Genomic DNA, 21,908 nt, shown 5'->3' with positions numbered 1-21,908 from the left:
CAAGCCGCGTGGGCGGCCCGAAACATAGTTACACCTTGATCTCGACGTCCACGCCTGCCGGCAGGTCGAGCTTCATCAGCGCGTCAACCGTCTTGTCGGTCGGGTCGACGATGTCCATCAGGCGCTGGTGGGTGCGGATCTCGAACTGATCGCGGCTGGTCTTGTTGACGTGCGGCGAACGCAGGATGTCGAAGCGCTGGATGCGGGTCGGCAGGGGCACCGGGCCCTTGACGATCGCGCCGGTACGCTTGGCGGTATCCACGATTTCGGCAGCCGACTGGTCGATCAGGCGATAGTCGAAAGCCTTCAGGCGGATACGGATCTTCTGGTTCTGCATGATATTTCCTTAAAAGAGCGATTGGGCAAGCTGCCCGTTGAATGGGGACATGCCCGCGGGCATGTCCCAGGAAGTGCTTAGTCGAGGATCTTTGCCACGACGCCGGCGCCGACGGTACGGCCACCTTCGCGGATAGCGAAGCGCAGGCCTTCTTCCATGGCGATCGGGGCGATCAGCTTGACGGTGATCGACACGTTGTCACCCGGCATGACCATTTCCTTGTCCTTCGGCAGCTCGATCGAGCCGGTCACGTCGGTGGTACGGAAGTAGAACTGCGGGCGATAGTTGTTGAAGAACGGGGTGTGACGGCCGCCCTCGTCCTTCGACAGGATGTACACCTCGCCGGTGAAGTGGGTGTGCGGCTTGATCGAACCCGGCTTGCACAGCACCTGGCCGCGCTCGACGTCTTCACGCTTGGTGCCGCGCAGCAGCAGACCGACGTTGTCGCCAGCCTGGCCCTGGTCCAGCAGCTTGCGGAACATTTCCACGCCGGTGCAGGTGGTCTTCACGGTCGGCTTGATACCGACGATTTCGATTTCTTCGCCGACCTTCACCACGCCGCGCTCGATACGGCCGGTCACCACGGTGCCGCGACCCGAGATCGAGAACACGTCTTCCACCGGCATCAGGAAGGTACCGTCAACGGCACGCTCCGGCGTCGGGATGTAGGTGTCCAGCGCTTCGGCCAGGCGCATGATGGCTTCTTCGCCCAGGTCGCCCTTGTCGCCTTCCAGCGCCAGCTTGGCCGAACCCTTGATGATCGGGGTGTCGTCGCCGGGGAACTCGTACTTCGACAGCAGCTCGCGCACTTCCATCTCGACCAGCTCGAGCAGTTCGGCGTCGTCCACCATGTCGCACTTGTTCAGGAACACGATGATGTACGGCACGCCGACCTGGCGGGCCAGCAGGATGTGCTCGCGGGTCTGCGGCATCGGGCCGTCAGCGGCCGAGCACACCAGGATCGCGCCGTCCATCTGGGCGGCACCGGTGATCATGTTCTTGACGTAGTCGGCGTGGCCCGGGCAGTCAACGTGCGCGTAGTGGCGGTTGGCCGTCTCGTATTCGACGTGGGCGGTATTGATGGTAATACCGCGGGCCTTTTCTTCCGGCGCTGCGTCGATTTCGTCGTACTTCTTGGCGGCACCGCCGAACTTCGCTGCCAGCACCGTGGCGATCGCTGCGGTCAGCGTGGTCTTGCCATGGTCAACGTGACCAATCGTACCAACGTTCACGTGCGGCTTGGTCCGCTCGAACTTTTCCTTTGCCATTTTTTTCAGCTCCTAATGGAATGCAGTCTTGTCGATTCATCACGCCGCCGCACCCCGGTGGGTGCGGCGGCATACAGCTTATTTACTTGCCCTTGGCCGCCATCACTGCTTCGGCGATGTTCTTCGGCGCCTCGGCGTAGTGCTTGAATTCCATGGTGTACGTGGCGCGGCCTTGCGTGGCCGAGCGCAGCGACGTCGAATAACCGAACATTTCCGACAGCGGGACTTCGGCCTTGATGATCTTGCCGCCGCCCACCATGTCGTCCATGCCCTGCACGATGCCGCGGCGGGACGACAAGTCGCCCATCACGGTACCGGTGTAGTCTTCCGGCGTTTCCACTTCCACGGCCATCATCGGCTCGAGCAGAACCGGGCTGGCCTTGCGCATGGCTTCCTTGAAAGCCATCGAGCCGGCCATGCGGAACGCGTTTTCGTTCGAGTCCACGTCGTGGTACGAACCGAACGTCAGCGTGACCTTCACGTCCACCACCGGGAAGCCAGCCAGGATACCGGCCGTCAGCGTGTCGACGATACCCTTTTCGACCGCCGGGATGTATTCGCGAGGAATCACACCGCCCTTGATGGCGTCGATGAACTCGAAGCCCTTGCCCGGCTCTTGCGGTTCCAGCGTGATCACAGCATGACCGTACTGGCCGCGGCCGCCCGACTGCTTGACGAACTTGCCCTCGACGCCTTCGGCGGTCTTGCGAATGGTTTCGCGGTAGGCCACCTGCGGCGCGCCGATGTTGGCTTCCACGCCGAATTCGCGCTTCATGCGGTCGACCAGAATTTCGAGGTGGAGCTCGCCCATGCCCGAAATGATGGTCTGGCCCGATTCTTCATCGGTACGCACGCGGAACGACGGATCTTCAGCGGCCAGGCGGTTCAGGGCGATGCCCATCTTTTCCTGGTCAGCCTTGGTCTTCGGCTCGACAGCCTGCGAGATCACCGGCTCCGGGAACACCATGCGCTCGAGCACGATCGGGGCAGCCGGATCGCACAGCGTATCGCCCGTGGTGGCATCCTTCAGGCCCACCGCAGCGGCGATGTCGCCGGCCAGCACTTCCTTGATTTCTTCGCGCTGGTTGGCGTGCATCTGCAGAATACGGCCCAGACGCTCCTTCTTCTGCTTCACCGGGTTGTACACGGTGTCGCCCGAATTGATCTTGCCCGAGTAGACGCGGAAGAAGATCAGCTGGCCAACGAACGGGTCGGTCATGATCTTGAACGCCAGTGCCGAGAACTTTTCGTTGTCGTCAGCCTTGCGCTCGAGCTTCTTCTCGCTGTCGTCCTCGTCCGTGCCCGTAACCGGCGGAATGTCGACCGGCGACGGCAGGAAGTCGATCACGGCGTCGAGCATACGCTGCACGCCCTTGTTCTTGAACGCGGTGCCGCACAGCATCGGCTGGATTTCGCAGGCGATGGTACGGTCACGCAGCGCCTTGACGATCTCGGCGCGGGTCAGCTCTTCGCCGCCCAGGTACTTTTCCATCAGCTCTTCGCTGGCTTCGGCGGCGGACTCGACCATCTTCTCGCGCCATTCGTCAGCGGTGGCTTGCAGCTCGGCCGGGATGTCCTGGTATTCGAACTTCACGCCCTGGCTGGCTTCGTCCCAAACGATCGCCTTCATTTCCAGCAGATCGACGACGCCCTGGAAGCCGTCTTCAGCGCCGATCGGCACCACCACGGGCACCGGGTTGGCCTTCAGGCGGGTCTTCAGCTGGTCGTAGACCTTGAAGAAGTTCGCGCCGGTACGGTCCATCTTGTTGACGAATGCCAGACGCGGAACCTTGTACTTGTTGGCCTGACGCCAGACGGTTTCGGACTGCGGCTGCACGCCACCCACTGCGCAGTACACCATGCAGGCGCCGTCCAGCACGCGCATGGAACGCTCCACCTCGATGGTGAAGTCCACGTGGCCCGGGGTGTCGATGATGTTGAAGCGGTGCTCGGGGTAGTTGCCGGCCATGCCCTTCCAGAAGGCGGTGGTGGCAGCGGAGGTGATGGTAATACCACGCTCCTGCTCCTGCTCCATCCAATCCATGGTGGCGGCGCCGTCGTGCACTTCACCGATCTTGTGGTTCACACCGGTGTAGAACAGGATGCGCTCGGTCGTGGTGGTTTTACCCGCGTCAATGTGAGCCGAAATACCGATGTTACGGTAACGCTCGATGGGAGTCTTACGAGCCACTTTAATCCTCTATTCGTCCGTGAGGCGCCGGCATCTCATGGCCCGCGCCCCTAACACAAACGGGCGAGATGTGTAAAAACACAACCCGCCCGGCAACCAACAATGTTTTCGCTCGCTTTAGAAGCGGAAGTGCGAGAACGCCTTGTTGGCTTCGGCCATGCGGTGCACTTCGTCGCGCTTCTTCATCGCGCCGCCACGGCCTTCCGATGCTTCCAGCAGCTCACCTGCCAGGCGCAGCGCCATCGACTTCTCGCTGCGTTTCTTCGCGGCCTCGCGCAGCCAACGCATCGCCAATGCCAAACGACGCGACGGACGGACTTCGACCGGAACCTGATAGTTGGCGCCGCCCACGCGACGGCTCTTCACTTCCACCACCGGCTTCACGTTGTTGATCGCAACGGAGAACACCTCGATGGGGGCCTTGCCTGCCTTCTTTTCGATCTGGTCGAACGCGCCATAAACGATACGTTCGGCAACCGACTTCTTGCCGTCCAGCATCAGCACGTTCATGAACTTGGCAACTTCAACGTTGCCGAACTTCGGATCAGGCAGAACATCCCGCTTGGGGACTTCACGACGACGTGGCATCTTCTTTCCTTTAGATTCAGTTGAGAGCGCGGTCAGAATTTCCCGCTCTCCGGCCACCAACTAGCTTGCATGCAAAGACAGCAAATTCGCCGGGTGACCACTTACTCGACGGCACGGTTGCCAAAAAGGCGCTCCGTTGTACCGCCGCCTGGTGACAGCACCATGACTCACGCCACAGGCTATCGTCTGTTGCTTCGGGCCTCGCGGGCCCAGGCGGCCAAAACTTAGGCTGCCTTCGGACGCTTCGCGCCGTACTTCGAACGGGCCTGCTTGCGGTCCTTCACGCCTTGCAGATCCAGCGAACCACGGACGATGTGGTAACGCACACCCGGCAGATCCTTCACACGACCGCCGCGGATCAGCACGACCGAGTGTTCCTGCAGGTTGTGGCCTTCACCGCCGATGTACGAAATGACTTCGAAACCGTTGGTCAGGCGCACCTTGGCGACCTTACGCAGTGCCGAGTTCGGCTTCTTAGGCGTCGTGGTGTACACACGGGTGCACACGCCACGACGCTGGGGGCAGTTCTCAAGCGCCGGGCTCTTGCTCTTGACGACTTCCGAGACGCGCGGCTTGCGAACCAGTTGGTTGATAGTTGGCATTGTTCAATCCAGCTTGGTTTTACGAAAAACGCCCCTCGCGCCGGCATGCGCCAGGCTGGAGAGGCAACTACGGGTTTTGGACGGGAGAGGTGAGCGGGCGCTCTGGAGACGGGACTGTGCGGTAACAGCATGCCAAAGAGCGCGAGCCGGCACCCGGATCCCGCGTCTGCCGCCACCCGTCCATGGAAGAAACCCAGTCCGGTAGGCTTGCCGGCCGCGACCTGAAGGCCACTTATCCGACGGGCGAGCGAAATCCAAAGCCAAAAACTCGAATCTGGCATCCTAGCAGCGGAATCGTATACCGTCAAGCCGTATACCCGACTGGCGGACCGTAGCGGCTAGGCCCCGCGCAGGGTGTCGAGGATGCCCTGCCCGTAGCGCTCCAGCTTGGAGGCGCCAATTCCGGGAATGCCTTGCATCGCCGACAGCGAATCCGGCGCGGTGCGCGCCAGTTCGGCCAGCGTGGCGTCATGGAAGATCACGTAGGCCGGTACGCCATGCTCGCGCGCGGCCTCGGTACGCCAGCGGCGCAGCGCCTCCCAGTTGGCCAGCGTATCGGCGTCCATGTCGGCGGTATGGTCGATGCGCGTGCCGCGCGCCGCGCGCTCGCCGGACTTGCCCGGCTTGGCAGCCTGGCGTCGCAGGATGATCTGCCGCTCGCCCTTGAGCACTTCGCGCGCGCGTTCGCCCAGCAGCAGCGCGCCGTGGCCGCCATGGTCGATGGTCAGCAAGCCCTGCGCAATCAGCTGGCGGAACACCGTGTGCCATTCATGCACCGAGCGGTCCTTGCCGATGCCAAAGGTCGATACCTTGTCATGGCCCCACTGTTTGATCTTTTCCGAGGCATTGCCGCGCAGCACGTCGACCAGGTGGGTCGCGCCAAAGTGGATCCGACTTGCCTGCGCGGTGCGGTACACGCAGGACAGCGCCATCTGCGCCTCGCGCGTGCCATCCCACGTGGCGGGCGGCTCGAGGCAGGTATCGCAGTTGCCGCAGGGTTCGCTGGCCTCGTTGAAATAGGCCAGGATGCGCACGCGCCGGCAGCCCGCGGTCTCGCACAGGCCCAGCAACGCGTCGAGCTTGGACGACGACACACGCTTGAACGCCTCGTCGGCCTCGGACTCGTCGATCATGCGCTTCTGCTGCACCACGTCGCCCAGGCCGTAGGCCATCCAGGCATTGGCGGGCAGCCCGTCGCGGCCGGCGCGGCCGGTTTCCTGGTAATAGCCCTCCATGCTCTTGGGCAGATCCAGGTGGGCGACAAAGCGCACGTCGGGCTTGTCGATGCCCATGCCGAAGGCGATCGTCGCCACCATTACCAGCCCTTCCTCTTCGCGGAAGCGCGCCTGGTGGTGCTGGCGCACCTGGGCGTCCATGCCGGCATGGTAGGCGAGCGCGTTGATGCCCTGGCCGCTCAGCCACTGCGCGGTGTCCTCGACCTTCTTGCGCGACAGGCAATAGACGATGCCGCTGTCATGGGTGCCGTCGGCCGCGGTATGTTCGGCCTTGATAAAGGCCAGCAACTGCTGGCGCGCATTGTCCTTCTCGACGATGCGGTAGCGGATGTTGGGCCGGTCGAAGCTGGAAATGAAGATGCGCGCGTCGTGCAGCGCCAGGCGCTCGACGATCTCGTCGCGCGTCAGCGCGTCGGCGGTCGCGGTCAGCGCGATGCGCGGCACGTACGGGAAGCGCTCGTGCAGCACCGACAGCTGGATGTATTCGGGCCGGAAGTCGTGGCCCCATTGCGACACGCAGTGGGCCTCGTCGATCGCGAACAGGCCGACGCGGGTGCGCTCCAGCAGGTCAAGGAAGCGCGGCGTCATCAGACGTTCCGGCGCCACGTAGAGAATCTCGATGCGCCCTGCCAGCAGGTCGCGCTCGACCGCCGAGGCCTCGGCCCCGGTCAGCGTCGAGTTGAGCACCGCGGCGCGCACGCCGGCCTCGGTCAGCGCCGCGACCTGGTCCTGCATCAGCGCGATCAGCGGCGACACCACGATGCCGACGCCATCGCCGGCACGCTGGCGCAGCAGCGCCGGGATCTGGTAGCACAGCGACTTGCCGCCGCCGGTCGGCATCAGCACCAGGCAATCGCCGCCCGTGGCGACGTGGTCGATGATCTCGGCCTGGCGCCCGCGGAAGGCGTGGTAACCGAAGACATCCTTGAGGATCGCCAGTGCTTGCGACATGGACAACGGAAATGCTGGAGCCGGAAAAGCCGTAACCTTACCACTAAGGGGGCCGGCCGCCGCACCTGCGCGCCAAACTCTCCGATGTTTCTCACGAAAGGCGCCGCCGTGCGCGGACAAAAAAAAAGCCCGGCTGGATCAGCCGGGCTTTGGTCCGCCTTGCGGCGGCCATTGCTGCTACGAGATCAGGCGTTGTCGCCTTCGCCCTCGGTCGCCTGCACCACCGGCGGCTCGATGAAGAGCGACTGCTCTTCTTCGGCGATCGCCTGGGCGCGTTCGCGCTCGGAGGCCTCGCGCGCCTTGCGGGCACGGTGATAGGCCAGGCCGGTACCGGCCGGGATCAGACGGCCGACGATCACATTTTCCTTCAGACCACGGAGGTCGTCGGTCTTGCCCATGATCGCGGCTTCGGTCAGCACGCGCGTGGTTTCCTGGAACGATGCCGCCGAGATGAAGCTGTCGGTCGACAGCGACGCCTTGGTAATACCCAGCAGCAGGTTCTCGTAGGTCGCCGGACGCTTGCCTTCGGCGATCACGCGGTCGTTCTCGTCGAGCAGTTCCGAGCGCTCCACCTGTTCACCCGGGATGAACTTGGTGTCGCCCACGTCGGCGATCTGGACGCGGCGCAGCATCTGGCGCACGATCACCTCGATGTGCTTGTCGTTGATCTTCACGCCCTGCAGACGGTACACGTCCTGGACTTCGTCGACGATGTAGTGCGCCAGCTCTTCGATGCCCTTCAGGCGCAGGATGTCGTGCGGGTCCGCCGGACCTTCCACGATCATTTCGCCCTTGTTCACCACCTGGCCGTCGTGCACCAGCACCTGCTTTTCCTTCGCGATCAGGAACTCGTGCGCATTGCCGTCCAGGTCGGTGATGACCAGGCGCTGCTTGCCCTTGGTGTCCTTGCCGAACGAAGTCGTGCCGGTGACTTCCGCCAGCACGGCGGCGTCCTTCGGCGAACGCGCTTCGAACAGCTCGGCCACACGCGGCAGACCACCGGTAATGTCGCGGGTCTTCTGCGATTCGGTCGGGATACGCGCGAGCACTTCACCCACGTGCACCTGCTGGCCGTCCTTCACGGTAATCAGCGCGCCGACCTGGAAGCCGATGGTCACGGAGTGGTCCGTGCCCGGGATCTTCACTTCCTGGCCGTTGGCGTCGAGCAGCTTCACCTGCGGGCGGATGCCCTTGGTTGCAGCCGTGCGACGCTTGGCGTCGATCACCACCAGGGTCGACAGGCCCGTCACTTCGTCCATCTGCTTGGCGACGGTCACGCCCTCTTCGACGTTCTCGAACTTGATCGTGCCCGAGTATTCCGAAACGATCGGGCGCGTCAGCGCGTCCCACGTGGCCAGCTGCGTGCCGGCCTTGATCGACTGGCCGTCCTGCACCAGCAGCGTGGCGCCGTACGGGATCTTGTGGCGCTCGCGCTCGCGGCCATGGTCGTCGGTGATCAGCGCCTCGCCCGAACGCGAGATCACGATCAGTTCGCCCTTGGCGTTGGTCACGTAGCGCATGGTCGCGGTGAAGCGGACCGTACCGGTCGCCTTCGCTTCCACGCTCGAGGCCACTGCCGCACGCGATGCCGCACCACCGATGTGGAACGTACGCATGGTCAGCTGCGTGCCCGGCTCACCGATCGACTGGGCGGCAATCACGCCCACCGCTTCGCCCGAGTTCACCAGCACGCCGCGGCCCAGGTCGCGGCCGTAGCACTTGGCGCACAGGCCGTAGCGCGTGTCGCACGACAGCGGGGTGCGGACCTTGACTTCGTCGACGCCGATGTTGTCGATCAGCTCGACCAGGTCTTCGTCCAGCAGCGTGCCGGACTCGATCGCGGTTTCCTGGGTTTCCGGGTTGACCACGTCGGCCACGGTCACGCGGCCGAGGATACGGTCGCGCAGGGCTTCGATCACTTCACCGCCTTCGACCAGGGCCTTCATGGCCACGCCGTTGGAGGTGCCGCAATCGTCTTCGACCACGACCAGATCCTGGGTCACATCGACCAGACGACGGGTCAGGTAACCCGAGTTCGCGGTCTTCAGTGCCGTATCGGCCAGGCCCTTACGGGCACCGTGGGTCGAGATGAAGTACTGCAGAACGTTCAGGCCTTCACGGAAGTTCGCCGTAATCGGCGTTTCAATGATCGAGCCATCCGGCTTGGCCATCAGGCCACGCATGCCGGCCAGCTGGCGGATCTGCGCGGCGGAACCCCGTGCGCCCGAGTCGGCCATCATGTAGATGGAGTTGAACGACTCCTGCTTCACGGTCTTGCCTTCGCGGTCGACCACGTCTTCGTGCTGGAGCTGCTCCATCATCGCCTTGCCCACCTGGTCGCCGGCGGCGCCCCAGATGTCCACGACGTTGTTGTAGCGCTCCTGGTCGGTCACCAGGCCCGACATGTACTGCTTGTCGTATTCCTTCACCTTGGCCGAGGCCTCGGCAATGATCTTTTCCTTGGCCGGCGGCACCAGCATGTCGTCGATCGCGATCGAGATACCGGCGCGGGTCGCCAGGCGGAAACCCGACTGCAGCAGCTTGTCGGCGAAGATCACGGTCTCGCGCAGGCCGCAGCGGCGGAACGCCGTGTTGATCAGGCGCGAGATTTCCTTCTTCTTCAGCGGCTTGTTCAGCACCGAGAACGGCAGGCCCTTGGGCAGGATCTCGGACAGGATCGCGCGGCCGACCGTGGTGGCCTGCAGCGTGATCTTGGGCGCGAAACGCGCGTCGCCTTCGGCGTCCTTGTCGACCAGCTCATACTCGGTGATACGCACGTTCACGCGCGAAGCCAGTTCGACTTCCTTGTTCTCGTAGGCGCGGATCACTTCGCTGATGTCGGCAAAGGTCATGCCCTCGCCCTTGCCGTTGATCTTGTCGCGGGTGGTGTAGTACAGGCCCAGCACCACGTCCTGCGACGGCACGATCGACGGGTCGCCGTTGGCCGGGAACAGCACGTTGTTGGAGGCCAGCATCAGGGTGCGGGCTTCCATCTGCGCTTCCAGCGACAGCGGCACGTGAACAGCCATCTGGTCACCGTCGAAGTCGGCGTTGAACGCCGCGCAGACCAGCGGGTGCAGCTGGATCGCCTTGCCTTCGATCAGCACCGGCTCGAACGCCTGGATGCCCAGGCGGTGCAGCGTCGGCGCGCGGTTCAGCATCACCGGGTGCTCGCGGATCACCTCTTCGAGGATGTCCCACACCACCGGGGTCTGGCTTTCGACTTCCTTCTTCGCCGCCTTGATGGTGGTGGCGATGCCCATCGTTTCCAGCTTGTGGAAAATGAACGGCTTGAACAGCTCGAGCGCCATCAGCTTGGGCAGGCCGCACTGGTGCAGCTTGAGCGTCGGGCCGACCACGATGACCGAACGGCCCGAGTAGTCGACGCGCTTGCCCAGCAGGTTCTGACGGAAACGGCCGCCCTTGCCCTTGATCATTTCGGCCAGGGACTTCAGCGGACGCTTGTTAGCACCGGTCATCGCCTTGCCGCGACGGCCGTTGTCCAGCAGCGAGTCAACCGCTTCCTGCAGCATGCGCTTTTCGTTGCGCACGATGATCTCAGGCGCCTTCAGCTCCAGCAGGCGCTTCAGGCGGTTGTTACGGTTGATGACGCGGCGATACAGGTCGTTCAGGTCCGAGGTCGCGAAGCGGCCGCCATCCAGCGGCACCAGCGGGCGCAGCTCGGGCGGCAGCACCGGCAGCACCTCGAGGATCATCCACTCGGGCTTGATGCCCGAACGCTGGAAGGCCTCGAGCACCTTCAGGCGCTTGGCGAACTTCTTGATCTTGGCTTCGGAACCGGTGGCCTGCAGCTCGGCGCGGATCTGTTCGATCTGCTTCTCGATGTCGATGCCGCGCAGCAGTTCACGGATGCCCTCGGCACCCATCATGGCGACGAACTCGCCCTCGCCGTACTCGTCGCACTTCGCGAGGTAGTCGTCTTCGGACATGATCTGGCTCTTCTTGAGCGGGGTCATGCCGGGTTCGATCACCACGAATGCTTCGAAGTACAGCACGCGCTCGATGTCGCGCAGCGTCATGTCCAGGACCATGCCCAGGCGCGACGGCAGCGACTTCAGGAACCAGATGTGTGCGGTCGGCGCGGCCAGTTCGATGTGGCCCATGCGCTCGCGGCGCACCTTGGCCAGCGTCACTTCAACGCCGCACTTCTCGCAGATCACGCCACGGTGCTTCAGGCGCTTGTACTTGCCGCACAGGCACTCGTAGTCCTTGATCGGGCCAAAGATCTTGGCGCAGAACAGGCCGTCGCGTTCCGGCTTGAACGTACGGTAGTTGATCGTTTCCGGCTTCTTCACTTCGCCGTAAGACCACGAACGGATCTTCTCGGGCGAGGCCAGGCCGATCTTGATCGCGTCGAACTGCTCTTCCTGCTGTACCTGCTTAAAGAGATCGAGCAATGCTTTCATTGCAACTCCTTGTTTCGCCACCGCGCCGGAGTCTGTCCGGTGCCGTGGCATTCAATCTGTGGGAAATCCTTCGCTGGTGGGTGCCCGCCGTGGCCGGCACCCGCATCGTCTCGATCAGTAGCGATCGAGGTCGATGTCGATACCCAGGGAGCGGATTTCCTTCACCAGCACGTTGAACGATTCCGGCATGCCGGCATCGATCGAGTGCTCGCCCTTGACGATGTTCTCGTACACCTTGGTACGGCCGTTCACGTCATCGGACTTGACCGTCAGCATTTCCTGCAGCACGTACGACGCGCCGTAGGCTTCCAGTGCCCACACTTCCATCTCACCGAAACGCTGGCCACCGAACTGGGCCTTGCCGCCCAGCGGCTGCTGCGTCACCAGCGAGTACGGGCCGGTGGAACGTGCGTGCATCTTGTCGTCGACCAGGTGGTGCAGCTTCAGCATGTGCATCACACCCAGCGTGACCGGACGCTCGAACGCTTCGCCGGTGCGGCCGTCGTGCAGCGTGACCTGCTGCTTGGAAGCCGTCAGGCCCTTTTCGCGGGCGACGTCGTCCGGGTAAGCCAGATCCAGCATGCGGCGGATTTCGTCCTCGTGGGCACCGTCGAACACCGGGGTCGCAAACGGCACGCCCTTCTTCAGGTTGGTCGCCAGTTCCAGCACTTCGGCGTCGGAGAGGCTGTCCAGGTCTTCCGGCTTGCCGCTCTCGTTGTAGATCTGGGAGAGCAGCGTGCGCAGTTCCTGCGCCTTGGCCGAGGCCTTGAGCATGTCGCCGATGCGCTGGCCCAGGCCGCGTGCGGCCCAGCCCAGGTGGGTTTCCAGGATCTGGCCCACGTTCATCCGCGACGGCACGCCCAGCGGGTTCAGCACGATGTCGGCCGGGGTACCGTCCGCCATGTACGGCATGTCTTCGATCGGGACGATCTTCGACACCACACCCTTGTTACCGTGACGGCCTGCCATCTTGTCGCCAGGCTGCAGGCGGCGCTTGACGGCCAGGTACACCTTGACCATCTTGATCACGCCCGGCGGCAGTTCGTCGCCCTGCGTCAGCTTCTTGCGCTTTTCTTCGAAGGCCAGGTCGAACTCGTGGCGCTTCTGCTCGATGGCTTCCTTGACGGCTTCCAGCTGGGCAGCCAGTTCCTCGTCGGCCGGGCGGATGTCGAACCAGTGGTACTTGTCGATGTCCGCCAGGTACTCCTTGGTGATCTTGGCACCCTTGGCCAGCTTCTTCGGACCGCCGTTGACGGTCTTGTCGACCAGCAGACGCTCCAGACGCTGGAACGCGTCGCCTTCCACGATACGCAGCTGGTCGTTCAGGTCCAGGCGGTAGCGCTTCAGTTCGTCGTCGATGATCGACTGGGCACGCTTGTCGCGGGTCACGCCTTCGCGGGTGAAGACCTGGACGTCGATCACGATGCCGCTCATGCCCGACGGCACGCGCAGCGAGGTGTCCTTCACGTCCGACGCCTTCTCGCCGAAGATCGCGCGCAGCAGCTTCTCTTCCGGGGTCAGCTGGGTCTCGCCCTTCGGCGTGACCTTGCCCACCAGCACGTCGCCGGCTTCGACTTCAGCACCGATGTAGGTGATGCCCGACTCGTCCAGGCGCGCCAGCTGGGCTTCGGCCAGGTTCGAGATATCGCGCGTGATTTCTTCCGGTCCCAGCTTGGTGTCGCGGGCGACGACCGACAGTTCCTCGATGTGGATCGAGGTATAGCGGTCTTCGGCCACCACACGCTCCGAGATCAGGATCGAATCCTCGAAGTTGTAGCCGTTCCACGGCATGAACGCCACCAGCATGTTCTGGCCCAGGGCCAGTTCGCCCAGGTCGGTCGAGGCGCCGTCGGCGATGACGTCGCCGCGGGCCACGTGGTCGCCCACCTTGACCATCGGACGCTGGTTGATGTTGGTGTTCTGGTTCGAGCGCGTGTACTTGATCAGGTTGTAGATGTCCACGCCGACTTCACCGGCCACGGCTTCGTCGTCGTTCACGCGGATCACGATACGCATCGCGTCGACGTAGTCCACCAGGCCGCCACGCATGGCCTGCACGGCAGTACCCGAGTCGACCGCAACGGTGCGCTCGATGCCGGTGCCGACCAGCGGCTTGTCCGGACGCAGGCAAGGCACGGCCTGACGCTGCATGTTCGCGCCCATCAGTGCACGGTTCGCGTCATCGTGCTCCAGGAACGGCACCAGCGAGGCAGCGGCCGACACGATCTGCGACGGCGCCACGTCGATGTACTGCACGCGGTCCGGCGTCACCATACGGGTTTCACGCTCGGAACCTTCACGCGCCGACACCAGTTCGTCGGTCAGGTTGCCGTCGGCATCGACCGTCGCGTTGGCCTGCGCCACCACGTACTTGCCTTCCTCGATCGCGGACAGGTAGTCGACCTGGTCGGTCAGCTTGCTGTTCTCGACCTTGCGGTACGGGGTTTCCAGGAAGCCGTACTCGTTCAGGCGCGCATACAGTGCCAGCGAGTTGATCAGACCAATGTTCGGACCTTCCGGCGTTTCGATCGGGCACACGCGGCCGTAGTGGGTCGGGTGCACGTCGCGGACTTCAAAGCCTGCGCGCTCGCGGGTCAGGCCACCCGGGCCCAGTGCGGAGACACGACGCTTGTGCGTGATCTCGGACAGCGGGTTGGTCTGGTCCATGAACTGCGACAGCTGCGACGAACCGAAGAACTCGCGGATCGCCGACGAGATCGGCTTCGAGTTGATCAGGTCGTGCGGCATCAGGTTCTCGGTCTCGGCCTGGCCCAGACGTTCCTTGACGGCACGCTCCACGCGCGACAGGCCGGCGCGGAACTGGTTCTCGGCCAGTTCGCCAACGCAACGCACGCGACGGTTGCCCAGGTGGTCGATGTCATCGACCTCGCCCTTGCCGTTGCGCAGGTTGACCAGGATCTTGATGGTCTCGAGGATGTCCTCGTCCTGCAGCACCATGGCGCCTTCGCCGCTGGGGCGGCCCAGGCGGCTGTTGACCTTCATGCGGCCAACGCGCGACAGGTCGTACGACTCTTCGCTGTAGAACAGGCGCTGGAACAGCGCTTCCACGGCTTCTTCGGTCGGCGGCTCGCCCGGGCGCATCATGCGGTAGATAGCGATACGCGCGGCGGTCTGGTCGGCGGTCTCGTCCACGCGCAACGTCTGCGACATGTACGGGCCCTGGTCCAGGTCGTTGGTGTAGAGGGTCTGAATCTGCTTGACGCCGGCTTCGCGCAGGTTTTCCAGCAGCGCTTCGGTCAGCTCGTCGTTGGCGTTGGCAATCACCTCGCCGGTATCCGGGTCGATGATGTTCTTGGCCAGCACGCGGCCCAGCAGATAGTCTTCCGGCACGCTGATCAGCTTGGTGCCGGCGGAGTCCAGGTCGCGGATGTGCTTGGCGTTGATCCGCTTGTCCTTCTCGACCACCACGCGGCCGTTCTTGTCGGCGATGTCGAAGCGCGCGACTTCACCGCGCAGGCGCTCGGGCACGAACTCCAGCTGCGCGCCTTCCGACTGCAGCGTGAAGTTGTCGAACACGAAGAAGTGCGCCAGGATCTGTTCCGGGGTCAGGCCGATCGACTTCAGCAGAATCGTCACCGGCATCTTGCGGCGGCGGTCGACGCGGAAGTACAGGATGTCCTTCGGATCGAATTCGAAGTCCAGCCACGAACCGCGGTAGGGGATGATACGTGCCGAGAACAGCAGCTTGCCCGAGCTGTGGGTCTTGCCCTTGTCGTGCTCGAAGAACACGCCCGGCGAGCGGTGCAGCTGCGAGACGATGACACGCTCGGTGCCGTTGATGACGAACGAACCCGTGGAAGTCATGAGCGGAATCTCGCCCATGTAGACTTCCTGCTCCTTCACTTCCTTGACCTTGCCCGGGTTCTCGCGATCGTTGATGATCAGGCGAACCTTGGCACGCAGGGCCGAATGGAACGTCAGGCCACGCTGTTGACATTCCTTGACGTCGAACGGCGGGTTGGACAGGTGATACGAGACGAACTCCATACGGGCGAGCCCGTTATGCGAGGAGATCGGGAAGATTGCGTTGAAAGCGGCCTGGAGGCCTTCGGTCTTGCGACGCGCGGTCGGCGTTTCCGCTTGCAAGAACTGGGTGTAGGATTCAATCTGGGTGGCAAGCAGGAATGGAACCTGATGTACCGTAGCGCGCTTCGCAAAGCTTTTGCGAATGCGCTTCTTTTCGGTGAAGCTGTACGCCATGGGATCTCCGAATCATCGCAGGACGGCTGGACCTGGCCGCGCCTGAGGTGTTCAGCGACTGGGAGGGGATTTGGCGGTTGGCCGCTACCAACCTCTGGCTGACGGTGTCCGCACGCTGCGGGCGGTGTGGTCGTCGCTTCAGCGCAACGCCTGTACTCGCCCGGGGGACACCCGACCAAACTTGTCTTCTGCAGTCGGTTCAGAAGACAAACATCAGCAGCAACCACTTAGTGTGCCACTGATGTTTGGCCTCTGCTGAATCGCCGGCAAATCGAACCTCGCCGCGAATCGCAAACATCACTTTTTCCGCAATCGGCGCTGTGCCGAGTGGTGACTAAAACACAATCGCACAAGCGCAAAAAGGCTGGCGCCGGGAAATTTCCCTTTGCCAGCCCCATTCGCGTGCCGCGAGGGCACGCGAGTACAGCATTACTTGACGTCGACCTTGGCGCCGGCGTCTTCCAGCTTCTTCTTGGCTTCGGCAGCAGCGGCCTTGTCCACGCCTTCCTTGACGGGCTTCGGTGCGCCATCGACCAGGTCCTTGGCTTCCTTCAGGCCCAGACCGGTGATTTCGCGAACAGCCTTAATCACGCCGACCTTGTTGGCGCCGACTTCGGCCAGGATCACGTTGAACTCGGTCTGCTCTTCGGCAGCAGCAGCACCGCCAGCGCCCGGAGCAGCAGCCACGGCCATGGCAGCAGCCGACACGCCAAACTTCTCTTCGAACGCCTTGACCAGGTCGTTCAGTTCCATCACGGACATCGCGCCAACGGCTTCCAGGATGTCGTCTTTGGTGATTGCCATTTGAAATACTCCTACTAGATTTGATTCGGTATCGGTAATGCGATCTTTCGATGCGCGGCCTGGATTGCCTTAGGCGCCGGCAGCTTCCGCTTCCGCGGGAGCGCCTTCTTCCTTCTTGGCGGCCAGGGCAGCCAGCAGACGGGCGAAGCCCGACACCGGTGCCTGCATCACGCCCAGCAGCTGAGCAATCAGTTCGTCGCGGCTCGGGATCGAGGCCAGCGCCTTCACGGCGGCAGCGTCGAGAACCTTGCCGTCATACGACCCGGCGCGCAGGACCAGCTTGTCGTTGGTCTTGGCGAAGTCGTTCAGAACCTTGGCCGAGGCCACTGCATCTTCGGAAATACCGTAGATCAGCGGACCGGTCATCTGCTCTGCGAGGCCTGCAAACGGCGTACCTTCGACGGCGCGGCGGGCCAGCGTGTTCTTCAGAACGCGCAGGTACACGCCTTGCTGGCGAGCGGTAGCACGCAGCTTGGTCAGATCGCCAACCGCAATGCCGCGATATTCGGCGACGACGATGGTCTGGGCCTTGGCGACTTGCGCCGAGACCTCAGCAACGACGGCCTTCTTATCTTCAATATTGAGTGGCACGGTTAAGCTCCAAAATGACGCTGTGTCTCCGGCAATACCGGAGCCTTCACGTCAGCACAAACGAACGGCGTCCGATTGGCCCGAATCAGCCGGGTCAGTGCCCGGTTGCTTCAATCCCTTCGGGTGCGCCATCTGCGCTGGCTGGCCGGAAGACATGGCTCAGGCGTGAAGCCTTCGCTCCTGCTCCGACCGATTAAGCCCTTTCCGCATCACTGCCGCGGACAAGGACACCAGCGGTCTTTGATAACCAGCAGTGCCGCCAATGCTTGCGCATCCATCACGACACCACTGCCCAAAGCCTTGCTCCATTCCTTGCGGTCCGGAGATGACCCCCGCCATCGGCCGGGATCTTCAATTCTTCTTGCCGACCGGTGTTATCGGGTTCCGGTCAGCAATTTGCCGTCAGCTCAGGCTGCCAGCGTAGCCTGGTCGACACGCACGCCCACGCCCATGGTCGACGAGACGGCGATCTTGCGCAGGTAAACGCCCTTGCTGGTGGCCGGCTTGGCCTTGACCAGCGCGTCCAGCAGCGCCGACAGGTTGCTCTTCAGCGCGGTGTCTTCGAACGAACGACGGCCGATGGTGGCGTGGATGATACCGGCCTTGTCGACACGGAACTGGACCTGACCGGCCTTGGCGTTCTTCACGGCCTGGGCCACGTCGGGGGTCACGGTGCCAACCTTCGGGTTCGGCATCAGGCCGCGCGGGCCCAGGATCTGGCCCAGCGTACCGACGATACGCATCGTATCCGGCGAAGCGATCACGACGTCGAAGTTCAGGTTGCCGGCCTTGACTTGCTCAGCCAGGTCTTCCATGCCGACGATGTCGGCACCGGCGGCCTTGGCGGCCTCGGCCTTTTCGCCTTGAGCGAACACAGCCACGCGCACCGACTTGCCGGTACCGGCGGGCAGCACCACGGAACCACGAACCACCTGGTCCGACTTCTTGGCGTCGATGCCCAGTTGCACGGCCACATCGATCGACTCGTCGAACTTCGCCGAGGCGCAGCCCTTCACCAGGCCCAGGGCCTCGTCGATCGGGTAGAACTTGGTACGCTCGATCTTCGCCTTGTTGGCGGCGACGCGCTTGGAAACCTTAGCCATTTACAGACCCTCCACGGTAATGCCCATCGAACGAGCCGAACCGGCGATGGTACGCACGGCGGCGTCCAGGTCGGCGGCGGTCAGGTCAGCGTTCTTGGCCTTGGCGATTTCTTCAGCCTGGGCGCGGGTGATCTTGCCAACCTTGTCGGTGTGGGGCTTCGGCGAACCCTTGGTGATGCCGGCTGCCTTCTTGATCAGCACGGTCGCCGGCGGCGACTTCATCACGAAGGTGAAGCTCTTGTCGGCGAAGGCGGTAATCACCACCGGCACCGGCAGACCGGGTTCCATACCCTGGGTCTGGGCGTTGAACGCCTTGCAGAACTCCATGATGTTCAGACCACGCTGACCCAGTGCGGGACCAACGGGCGGGGAGGGATTTGCCTTACCAGCCGGAATCTGCAGCTTGATAAAGCCAATGATCTTCTTGGCCATCTCTACTCCAATCCGGACCGCTCCACGGAGGGGTTGCGATCCTGTTGAGTCGTAACGCGCTGTCGCCGCACCGGTGGCACGGCCTCACGCTCCTCTTTGGCAGTGCCCTGGGGCACTGCCGTTGCCCGTTGCCGACCTTGCGGCCGACAACCGGCAAATTCCTTAAACCTTCTCGACCTGGCCGAACTCGAGCTCGACCGGCGTGGCCCGCCCGAAGATGGTGACCGAGACGCGCAGGCGCGATTTCTCGTAGTTCACTTCTTCGACGTTGCCGTTGAAGTCGGTGAACGGGCCATCCTTGACGCGCACCATTTCGCCCACTTCGAACAGCGTCTTTGGACGCGGCTTCTCGACCCCTTCCTGCATCTGGGTCATGATCTTGTCGACTTCGCGCTGCGAAATCGGGCTCGGGCGATTGCGGGCGCCGCCCACGAAACCAGTGACCTTGCTGGTGTTCTTCACCAGGTGCCAGGTCTCGTCGGTCATCTCCATTTCCACCAGCACGTAGCCGGGGAAGAAACGACGTTCGGTGACCGACTTGTGGCCACCCTTGATTTCGACCACTTCCTCGGACGGCACCAGGATGCGGCCAAACTTGTCCTGCATCTCGGCGCGCTCGATGCGCTCCTGCAGCGCGCGTTGCACGCTCTTCTCCATGCCGGAGTAGGCATGCACGACATACCAGCGCTTCTTCGACGAAGGCGATTCCGGCGCGGTGGTTTCCTGCTGAGCGTTATCCGTCATGTGCTACCTCTTATTTCCAGCCCAGTACGAGCGAAAACACAATCCACTCGATGAGCTTGTCCGCCGACCACAGGAACAGTGCCATGATGACGACAAAGACAAAGACCAGTCCGGTCATCTGCCCGGATTCCTTGCGCGTCGGCCAGACGACCTTGCGAACTTCCCGATACGATTCTTTGGCGAACCCAATGAAGTCCTTGCCCGGTGCAGACACCAGTGCAACGACGACGCCCAGTGCAATACCGCCGAACAGCGCAGCGCCACGTACATAGGACGGTTGCTGTGCGAGTGCATAGAAACCGATGACGCCGGCAACCACCAGCAGCACCGCGACGCCGAGCATCCACTTGCCGCTGTTGGCGTTCACGGTTTCAACATTGGGATTGGCCATGTTTCGCAAACGAGACTAAGCCGCGTCACGATTGCTCCTCGCGACGCGGCTGATTGATTTGGCAGGGGCAGAGGGAATCGAACCCCCAACCTTCGGTTTTGGAGACCGACGCTCTGCCAGTTGAGCTATACCCCTAAAACAACTTCGGGGTCGACGCTTGCGCCAACCCCTCTGGCAACGAATGCGGCCGGTTGGTGCCGCATTCGCTATCGAACAGCTTAGTCGAGGATCTTTGCCACGACGCCGGCGCCGACGGTACGGCCACCTTCGCGGATAGCGAAGCGCAGGCCTTCTTCCATGGCGATCGGGGCGATCAGCTTGACGGTGATCGACACGTTGTCACCCGGCATGACCATTTCCTTGTCCTTCGGCAGCTCGATCGAGCCGGTCACGTCGGTGGTACGGAAGTAGAACTGCGGGCGATAGTTGTTGAAGAACGGGGTGTGACGGCCGCCCTCGTCCTTCGACAGGATGTACACCTCGCCGGTGAAGTGGGTGTGCGGCTTGATCGAACCCGGCTTGCACAGCACCTGGCCGCGCTCGACGTCTTCACGCTTGGTGCCGCGCAGCAGCAGACCGACGTTGTCGCCAGCCTGGCCCTGGTCCAGCAGCTTGCGGAACATTTCCACGCCGGTGCAGGTGGTCTTCACGGTCGGCTTGATACCGACGATTTCGATTTCTTCGCCGACCTTCACCACGCCGCGCTCGATACGGCCGGTCACCACGGTGCCGCGACCCGAGATCGAGAACACGTCTTCCACCGGCATCAGGAAGGTACCGTCAACGGCACGCTCCGGCGTCGGGATGTAGGTGTCCAGCGCTTCGGCCAGGCGCATGATGGCTTCTTCGCCCAGGTCGCCCTTGTCGCCTTCCAGCGCCAGCTTGGCCGAACCCTTGATGATCGGGGTGTCGTCGCCGGGGAACTCGTACTTCGACAGCAGCTCGCGCACTTCCATCTCGACCAGCTCGAGCAGTTCGGCGTCGTCCACCATGTCGCACTTGTTCAGGAACACGATGATGTACGGCACGCCGACCTGGCGGGCCAGCAGGATGTGCTCGCGGGTCTGCGGCATCGGGCCGTCAGCGGCCGAGCACACCAGGATCGCGCCGTCCATCTGGGCGGCACCGGTGATCATGTTCTTGACGTAGTCGGCGTGGCCCGGGCAGTCAACGTGCGCGTAGTGGCGGTTGGCCGTCTCGTATTCGACGTGGGCGGTATTGATGGTAATACCGCGGGCCTTTTCTTCCGGCGCTGCGTCGATTTCGTCGTACTTCTTGGCGGCACCGCCGAACTTCGCTGCCAGCACCGTGGCGATCGCTGCGGTCAGCGTGGTCTTGCCATGGTCAACGTGACCAATCGTACCAACGTTCACGTGCGGCTTGGTCCGCTCGAACTTTTCCTTTGCCATTTCGCGACTCCTGTCTCGGTAGCGATATTGCCAGTGCGTGGTATTTGGTGCCCATGGGCAGGATCGAACTGCCGACCTCTCCCTTACCAAGGGAGTGCTCTACCACTGAGCCACATGGGCGAAACTAGACGTACTACTTTATGACAGCAACCGCGCGACTGGAGCGGGTGAAGGGAATCGAACCCTCGTCGTAAGCTTGGAAGGCTTCTGCTCTACCATTGAGCTACACCCGCCCGGGTCTTTCCTGCTTCTTCACCGGCGTTGCCGGCTGCTGTCTTGCATTCTGGTGGAGAGGGCTGGATTCGAACCAGCGTAGGCGTAAGCCAACAGATTTACAGTCTGCCCCCTTTAGCCACTCGGGCACCTCTCCGCAGAGAACTATCGATTATGGGCTTCCTCGCCGCTCCTGTCAAGCACTTTCCGTTGCGGATGCTGTGCTGCCATGGATCGGGAGGCCGTTCCGGCTTCGCGTCTGGCGCTGCCTGACCGCTCCCACAAGCGCAGTTTGGATTTCTGCGTTCTCACCCTATAGGGGCTTTGTCGGACGGCTCCTGGAGGCTCTGGAGCGGCCTGGCGGAGTTGCGAGGCGTCGCGCGAACGGGCGACGGAAAAGC

15 protein-coding genes and 4 tRNA genes are annotated in these 21,908 nt (G+C 63.0%); all 19 read right to left on the bottom strand.

Features of this window, described 5'->3' with window-relative positions:
• Positions 1-28: 28 nt before the first annotated feature.
• Positions 29-337, bottom strand: a complete 309-nt coding sequence (rpsJ, locus tag MKD38_RS19525; RefSeq protein WP_006160488.1) for a 30S ribosomal protein S10 — start codon at positions 335-337, stop codon at positions 29-31.
• Positions 338-414: 77 nt separating this feature from the next.
• Positions 415-1,605 (bottom strand): elongation factor Tu, encoded by a 1,191-nt coding sequence (gene tuf / locus MKD38_RS19520; protein WP_252679083.1) that lies wholly within the window; start codon positions 1,603-1,605, stop codon positions 415-417.
• 82 nt (positions 1,606-1,687) lie between these two features.
• Entirely contained in the window at positions 1,688-3,796 is a 2,109-nt protein-coding gene (gene fusA, locus MKD38_RS19515; RefSeq protein ID WP_115705200.1) for an elongation factor G, read from the bottom strand.
• 117 nt (positions 3,797-3,913) lie between these two features.
• Positions 3,914-4,384 (bottom strand): 30S ribosomal protein S7, encoded by a 471-nt coding sequence (gene rpsG / locus MKD38_RS19510; RefSeq protein ID WP_010810459.1) that lies wholly within the window; start codon positions 4,382-4,384, stop codon positions 3,914-3,916.
• A 224-nt stretch (positions 4,385-4,608) separates the two neighbouring features.
• Positions 4,609-4,986 carry a 30S ribosomal protein S12 gene (gene rpsL / locus MKD38_RS19505; protein ID WP_010810460.1) on the bottom strand — a complete coding sequence of 126 codons (378 nt, stop codon included), beginning with the start codon at positions 4,984-4,986 and terminating at the stop codon, positions 4,609-4,611.
• A gap of 338 nt (positions 4,987-5,324) precedes the next feature.
• On the bottom strand, positions 5,325-7,172 hold the full coding sequence (gene recQ, locus MKD38_RS19500) for a DNA helicase RecQ (RefSeq protein ID WP_252679089.1): 1,848 nt from the start codon (positions 7,170-7,172) through the stop codon (positions 5,325-5,327).
• A 185-nt stretch (positions 7,173-7,357) separates the two neighbouring features.
• Entirely contained in the window at positions 7,358-11,599 is a 4,242-nt protein-coding gene (rpoC, locus tag MKD38_RS19495) for a DNA-directed RNA polymerase subunit beta' (RefSeq protein WP_116338083.1), read from the bottom strand.
• Positions 11,600-11,713: 114 nt separating this feature from the next.
• Positions 11,714-15,820 carry a DNA-directed RNA polymerase subunit beta gene (gene rpoB / locus MKD38_RS19490; protein ID WP_252679086.1) on the bottom strand — a complete coding sequence of 1,369 codons (4,107 nt, stop codon included), beginning with the start codon at positions 15,818-15,820 and terminating at the stop codon, positions 11,714-11,716.
• Between the two features lie 429 nt (positions 15,821-16,249).
• A complete protein-coding gene (gene rplL / locus MKD38_RS19485; RefSeq protein ID WP_010810464.1) occupies positions 16,250-16,624 on the bottom strand; it encodes a 50S ribosomal protein L7/L12 in 375 nt (124 codons plus the stop codon).
• A gap of 69 nt (positions 16,625-16,693) precedes the next feature.
• Positions 16,694-17,215, bottom strand: a complete 522-nt coding sequence (gene rplJ / locus MKD38_RS19480; RefSeq protein ID WP_115705207.1) for a 50S ribosomal protein L10 — start codon at positions 17,213-17,215, stop codon at positions 16,694-16,696.
• 407 nt (positions 17,216-17,622) lie between these two features.
• Entirely contained in the window at positions 17,623-18,318 is a 696-nt protein-coding gene (gene rplA / locus MKD38_RS19475; RefSeq protein WP_252679084.1) for a 50S ribosomal protein L1, read from the bottom strand.
• Positions 18,319-18,750 (bottom strand): 50S ribosomal protein L11, encoded by a 432-nt coding sequence (gene rplK, locus MKD38_RS19470; RefSeq protein ID WP_010810467.1) that lies wholly within the window; start codon positions 18,748-18,750, stop codon positions 18,319-18,321.
• Between the two features lie 162 nt (positions 18,751-18,912).
• Positions 18,913-19,494: a transcription termination/antitermination protein NusG gene (gene nusG / locus MKD38_RS19465; RefSeq protein WP_010810468.1), complete on the bottom strand. Its 582-nt coding sequence runs from the start codon at positions 19,492-19,494 to the stop codon at positions 18,913-18,915.
• Positions 19,495-19,504: 10 nt separating this feature from the next.
• A complete protein-coding gene (gene secE, locus MKD38_RS19460; RefSeq protein ID WP_029049797.1) occupies positions 19,505-19,885 on the bottom strand; it encodes a preprotein translocase subunit SecE in 381 nt (126 codons plus the stop codon).
• A 59-nt stretch (positions 19,886-19,944) separates the two neighbouring features.
• Positions 19,945-20,020 (bottom strand) — tRNA-Trp (locus tag MKD38_RS19455).
• An 83-nt stretch (positions 20,021-20,103) separates the two neighbouring features.
• Positions 20,104-21,294: an elongation factor Tu gene (gene tuf / locus MKD38_RS19450; RefSeq protein WP_252679083.1), complete on the bottom strand. Its 1,191-nt coding sequence runs from the start codon at positions 21,292-21,294 to the stop codon at positions 20,104-20,106.
• 45 nt (positions 21,295-21,339) lie between these two features.
• Positions 21,340-21,414: transfer RNA gene (locus MKD38_RS19445), tRNA-Thr, on the bottom strand.
• Positions 21,415-21,453: 39 nt separating this feature from the next.
• A tRNA-Gly gene (locus MKD38_RS19440) sits at positions 21,454-21,527 on the bottom strand.
• 51 nt (positions 21,528-21,578) lie between these two features.
• Positions 21,579-21,664: transfer RNA gene (locus MKD38_RS19435), tRNA-Tyr, on the bottom strand.
• Positions 21,665-21,908 lie beyond the last annotated feature (244 nt).

This window comes from Cupriavidus sp. WGlv3, from assembly GCF_023952475.1.
GTDB lineage: Bacteria > Pseudomonadota > Gammaproteobacteria > Burkholderiales > Burkholderiaceae > Cupriavidus > Cupriavidus phytorum.
Note: the sequence above shows the minus strand (reverse complement) of the source record. Positions and strands in the feature narration are given on the sequence as shown.